Origin of the sequence: Candidatus Erwinia dacicola, assembly GCF_001756855.1 — a bacterium.
Lineage (GTDB): Bacteria > Pseudomonadota > Gammaproteobacteria > Enterobacterales > Enterobacteriaceae > Erwinia > Erwinia dacicola.
The window spans coordinates 1-5,026 of sequence record NZ_MAYS01000044.1; the positions used below are offsets into that span (position 1 = coordinate 1).

Here is a 5,026-nt window from a genome sequence, read left to right on the forward strand (position 1 = left end):
GGGGAAACTGCTGGGATAACGCCCCTATGGAGCGGTTCTTCCGGAGCCTGAAGACCGAATGGGTGCCGACGAAGGGCTATAACAGCTTCAGCGAAGCCCAGGGCGCGATAATCCGCTATATAACGGGATATTACAGCGCTATCAGGCCCCATTGGTATAACGGTGGTCTGACGCCCAACGAATCTGAGCGGCTGTACTACTTACAGTCTAATGCTGTGGCCAGTATTAGTTGATACAGTCTTTGAAAAATAAGACTTTTCAATAACACGAAAGGCTAACTCATCAATAACTTTGCAACAGTGCCCCCACACCTGCTCAGTGCCGCCAGTAAATTCAGTTTGTTCTTCTGTCGTTCCTGCCGGCGCCTTGCTAAAGTTATCCACGTCACGCTTAACCCGTAACGGGATACAAAAGTTTTAATAAGGATGCCATAATGAAAAAATTAATGATTTCCAGCTGTTTGCTGGCGACCTTTACTTCTGTAAGCGTACTGGCGGACGCTGCCAGTGATTTGCAGCAGCGCCTAGATAAAGTGAAAAGCTTCCACGCGACCTTTAATCAAAAAGTGACCGACGGCAGCGGCCAGTCCGTGCAGGATGGGGAAGGTGAGATGTGGGTACAGCGCCCGAATCTGTTTAACTGGCACATGACCGCGCCGGATGAAATCATCCTGATCTCTGATGGTAAAACCCTGTGGTTCTATAACCCGTTTATTGAGCAGGTCAGCGCCAGCTGGCTGAAAGATGCCACCAGCAATACGCCATTTATGCTGATTGCACGCAACCAGTCGAGTGACTGGAAGCAGTACAACGTGGCGCAAAAAGGCGATGATTTCTCGCTGACGCCGAAAGCGGCGAATGGCAATTTGAAGCAGTTCACCATTAACGTTTCGCCGAAAGGTACGATCAACCAGTTCAGCGCGATTGAGCAGGATGGTCAGCGCAGCAGCTACGCGTTGAAAAGCCAGCAAAACTGCTCCGTCAGCGCTGATAAGTTTATGCCGCCGCAGGGTGTGACCGTGGACGACCAGCGTCAGTGGGGGTTGCGTGAGTAATATGTCCCTCGACTTTTCCCGTAATGAATTTCAGCCTCTGGCCGCCCGTATGCGACCACGCACGCTGGCCGAATATATCGGCCAGCAGCATCTGCTAGCTGCAGGCAAACCGCTGCAGCGCGCGATTGAGGCCGGTCATCTGCATTCGATGATCTTATGGGGACCGCCAGGGACAGGGAAAACCACGCTGGCAGAAATTATCAGCCACTATGGTCAGGCCCACGTGGAGCGGATCTCAGCCGTAACCTCAGGGATGAAAGAGATCCGTGAGGCAATCCACTGCGCCAGACAGAACCACAATGCCGGGTGCCGCACCATCCTGTTTGTGGATGAGGTGCACCGCTTCAATAAAAGTCAGCAGGATGCCTTTCTGCCGGATATTGAAGACGGCACCATCACCTTTATCGGTGCCACCACGGAAAACCCCTCTTTTGAACTGAACTCCGCACTGCTGTCTCGTGTCCGCGTCTATCTGCTGAAAGCCTTGACCGCTGAGGATATCTCTGAGGTGCTTGACCAAGCGATGCAGGACAGCGAGCGTGGATACGGCAAAGAAAACATCGTGCTGCCGGAAAATACCCGCAATGTGATTGCCGAGTTGGTTAATGGTGATGCGCGTCAGGCGCTAAACACACTGGAGATGATGGCGGATATGGCGGATGTCAACGCAAAAGGCCAGCGCAAATTGACACCGCAGTTGCTCAATGAGGTGTCAGGCGAGCGCAGTGCGCGTTTTGATAACAAAGGCGACCGTTTTTACGATCTGATCTCCGCGCTGCATAAGTCCGTGCGCGGTTCCGCTCCCGATGCGGCGCTTTATTGGTATGCGCGCATTATCACCGCTGGGGGCGACCCGCTGTATGTGGCGCGCCGCCTGTTGGCGATTGCTTCCGAGGATGTTGGCAATGCTGAGCCGCGCGCAATGCAGGTAGCGATTGCTGCTTGGGACTGCTTTACCCGCGTTGGCCCGGCGGAAGGCGAACGGGCGATTGCTCAGGCCATTGTTTACCTCGCCTGCGCACCAAAAAGCAATGCCGTTTACAGCGCGTTCAAGTCAGCGATGCGCGATGCGCGTGAAAGTCCGGATTATGATGTGCCGGAACATCTGCATGACGCGCCAACCAAGCTGATGAAGGAGATGGGGCTGGGGGCAGAATATCGCTATGCTCACAACGAACCGAACGCCTATGCCGCCGGTGAAGAGTACTTCCCAGTGCAAATGGCGCAGACCCGTTATTATCAGCCAACCACACGCGGGCTGGAAGGTAAAATCGGCGAAAAGCTCGCCTGGCTTGCTGAACAGGATCAAAATAGCCCGACAAAACGCTACCGCTGACCATGACGTTGCGGTAAGGTTAGCAATGAATTCAATGTATTCTGTATAAGAGTAAGCCCCTTCTTTTGACACTTAAACAATAAGCACAGGACAAGCATGCTCGATCCCAATCTGTTGCGTAATGAGCCAGACGCAGTCGCTGAAAAACTGGCACGCCGGGGCTATAAGCTGGACGTTGATACGCTGAGCGCGCACGAGGAGCGTCGCAAAGTACTGCAGGTAGAAACTGAAAATCTGCAGGCTGAACGTAACTCGCGATCCAAATCCATCGGGCAGGCCAAAGCACGTGGGGAAGATATCGAGCCGTTGCGCCAGGAAATGAGCGCACTGGGTGAACGCCTGGATGCCGCGAAAGCCGAGCTGGAAAAACTATTGACCAGCATTAACGACTTCGCGCTGGCTATCCCTAATATTCCTGCGGATGTGGTGCCACTGGGTAAAGACAACAGTCAAAACCAAGAAATCAGCCGCTGGGGTAAACCGCGCAAATTCGATTTTGCCGTACGCGATCACGTCGAACTGGGCGAAATGGCGGCCGGGCTGGACTTTGTTGCGGCGGTTAAACTGACCGGTTCACGTTTTATCGTGATGCGCGGTCAGATTGCGCTGATGCATCGTGCGCTGAGCCAGTTTATGCTAGATCTGCACACCGAGCAGCACGGCTACCAGGAAACGTATGTTCCTTACTTGGTTAACCATGCCAGCCTGTACGGTACCGGTCAGTTGCCAAAATTTGGCGAGGACCTGTTCCATACCCGTCCGCTGGAAGAAGAAGCATTAAGCAGCAACTATGCGCTAATCCCAACTTCGGAAGTACCACTCACCAACCTAGTGCGAGACAAGATCCTCGCAGAAGAGACACTACCGTTCAAAATGACCGCGCACACGCCGTGCTTCCGCTCTGAAGCAGGGGCTTATGGCCGCGATACGCGTGGTCTGATCCGCATGCACCAGTTCGATAAAGTGGAGATGGTGCACATCACCCGTCCGGAAGATTCCATTGACGCGCTGGAAGAGCTGGTAGGCCACGCTGAGAAAGTGCTGCAGCTGCTGAATCTGCCCTATCGTAAAGTGCTGTTGTGTACCGGCGACATGGGCTTTGGTTCGCACAAAACTTACGATTTGGAAGTCTGGCTGCCTGCGCAGGATACTTACCGCGAAATCTCTTCCTGCTCAAATATGGGTGATTTCCAGGCGCGCCGTATGAAAGCACGCTGCCGTCTGCGAGGCGAAAAAGCCACTCGTCTGGTGCATACCCTGAATGGCTCCGGTCTGGCAGTAGGGCGTACGCTGGTGGCGGTACTGGAAAACTACCAGCAGTCTGATGGTCGTATTGAGGTGCCGGAAGTGCTGCGCCCGTACATGAAAGGACTTGAGTTTATTGGCTAATCACCTCGCTGATTGCTGAGTTCAGAACTCGCCGCTGTCGGGTTTTTTTATGCCCGCGATCGAGCAAAATAAATGATGGATAGTTCGGCACACTTGTAAGACAATGCGTAAACGTAAAGCCAGCGCCGTATTTAGCCATTAAGCCAGTGCGGGTAACTTAGACGCCCACCTGTTACAGACGGACATCTAAGTACGGAAACCCAATCCTGGCGAAAAGATCCTCGTAAAAATTATTCGAATGACTTCAAGCTCCGTATGGTCGAACTGGTTTCCCGCCCCGGTGCCTGCGTTGCACAGGGGTGTGAATCTGAGTCGTGCGCTGCTCTCTAACTGGGTTGATGCCTGTTGCCGATTAATGGCCCTGCTGGATGAAGCCCTCTACCACTACGTAATGGACTGCCGCAAATTGCATACGGACGATACTCCGGTACCGGTACTGGCGCCGGGCAGAAAGAAGACGAAAACCGGGCGCATCTGGACGTATGTGCGCGATGACCGGAACGCTGGATCGTCAGACCCGCCAGCGGCGTGGTTCGCTTTCTCTCCGGACCGACAGGGGAAGTATCCTCAGCAACATCTTCACCATTATCATGGTGTGCTGCAGGCTGATGCGTTCGCAGGCTACGACCAGTTGTTCAGTACAGAGCGTGACGGGTAAGCCGTTGTTGGCATCCCTGCATGTGTGGTTGGTGGAGAAAAGCGCAACGTTGTCGAAAAAATCCCGGCTGGGCGAAGCGTTCGCTTATGCCCTGAACCAGTGAGATGCGCTGTGCTACTACTGCGATAATGGCCTGGCAGAGCCTGATAACAACGTGGCAGAACGCGCGCTACGAGCCGTCTGCCTTGGTAAGAAAAATTACATCTTCTTCAGCAGCGACCATGGCGGTGAGCGCGGAGCCCTGCTATATGGCCTTATCGGAACGTGCAGGCTCAATAGTATCGATCCGGAAGCCTACCTTTGCCATATTCTGAGCGTACTACCGGAGTGGCCCAGCAACAAAATGGCGGAACTGCTGCCATGGAACGTAGATCTCACCACGAAATAGCCGTCAATACGACGCTCACTTAACGATTACGACAATTCAAAGCAAATTCAATGAGATAATTTGCGGCTAAAAGTTGTGACTTAGGTCTATAACTCTTGATGGTTAGGAAATTGAATCGCTCTTTTGAGATCGCCTGACCATGACTTTCATTGTGCACCATCCCTGTGATAACGCTGTTAACCGTGAGTCTGTGTGTGAACA

General features: G+C 53.2%; 5 protein-coding genes and 1 pseudogene. 5 read left to right on the forward strand and 1 reads right to left on the reverse strand.

Annotated elements, in window-relative coordinates; all coding sequences use genetic code 11:
• The 5 genes and pseudogenes from BBW68_RS01000 to BBW68_RS15330 form a co-directional block, all read left to right on the forward strand.
• On the forward strand, window positions 1-233 hold a 233-nt coding region (locus BBW68_RS01000; RefSeq protein WP_070133632.1), incomplete at its 5' end, for an integrase core domain-containing protein.
• Between the two features lie 200 nt (window positions 234-433).
• Complete coding sequence (gene lolA, locus BBW68_RS01005; protein ID WP_070133633.1) at window positions 434-1,054, forward strand: outer membrane lipoprotein periplasmic chaperone LolA; 621 nt, start codon at window positions 434-436, stop codon at window positions 1,052-1,054.
• The gene (locus BBW68_RS01010) at window positions 1,047-2,390 is read left to right on the forward strand and encodes a replication-associated recombination protein A (protein ID WP_070133634.1); all 1,344 of its coding nucleotides are present in this window, start codon (window positions 1,047-1,049) and stop codon (window positions 2,388-2,390) included. The genes lolA and BBW68_RS01010 overlap by 8 nt, the downstream gene beginning before the upstream one ends.
• A 96-nt stretch (window positions 2,391-2,486) precedes the next feature.
• Window positions 2,487-3,779, forward strand: a complete 1,293-nt coding sequence (gene serS, locus BBW68_RS01015; RefSeq protein ID WP_070133635.1) for a serine--tRNA ligase — start codon at window positions 2,487-2,489, stop codon at window positions 3,777-3,779.
• 295 nt (window positions 3,780-4,074) lie between these two features.
• Window positions 4,075-4,825, forward strand: a pseudogene (locus BBW68_RS15330) (IS66 family transposase); the annotation flags it as partial.
• Between the two features lie 19 nt (window positions 4,826-4,844).
• Here the strand turns inward: BBW68_RS15330 and BBW68_RS19015 are convergent.
• A partial coding sequence (locus tag BBW68_RS19015; protein WP_222563052.1) for a hypothetical protein occupies window positions 4,845-5,026 on the reverse strand: 182 nt, incomplete at its 5' end.

Excerpts from the sequence above, each read along its gene's own strand:
- lolA (WP_070133633.1), top strand. The coding sequence starts at position 434 with ATGAAAAAATTAATGATTTCCAGCTGTTTGCTGGCGACCTTTACTTCT.
- serS (WP_070133635.1), top strand. The coding sequence starts at position 2,487 with ATGCTCGATCCCAATCTGTTGCGTAATGAGCCAGACGCAGTCGCTGAA.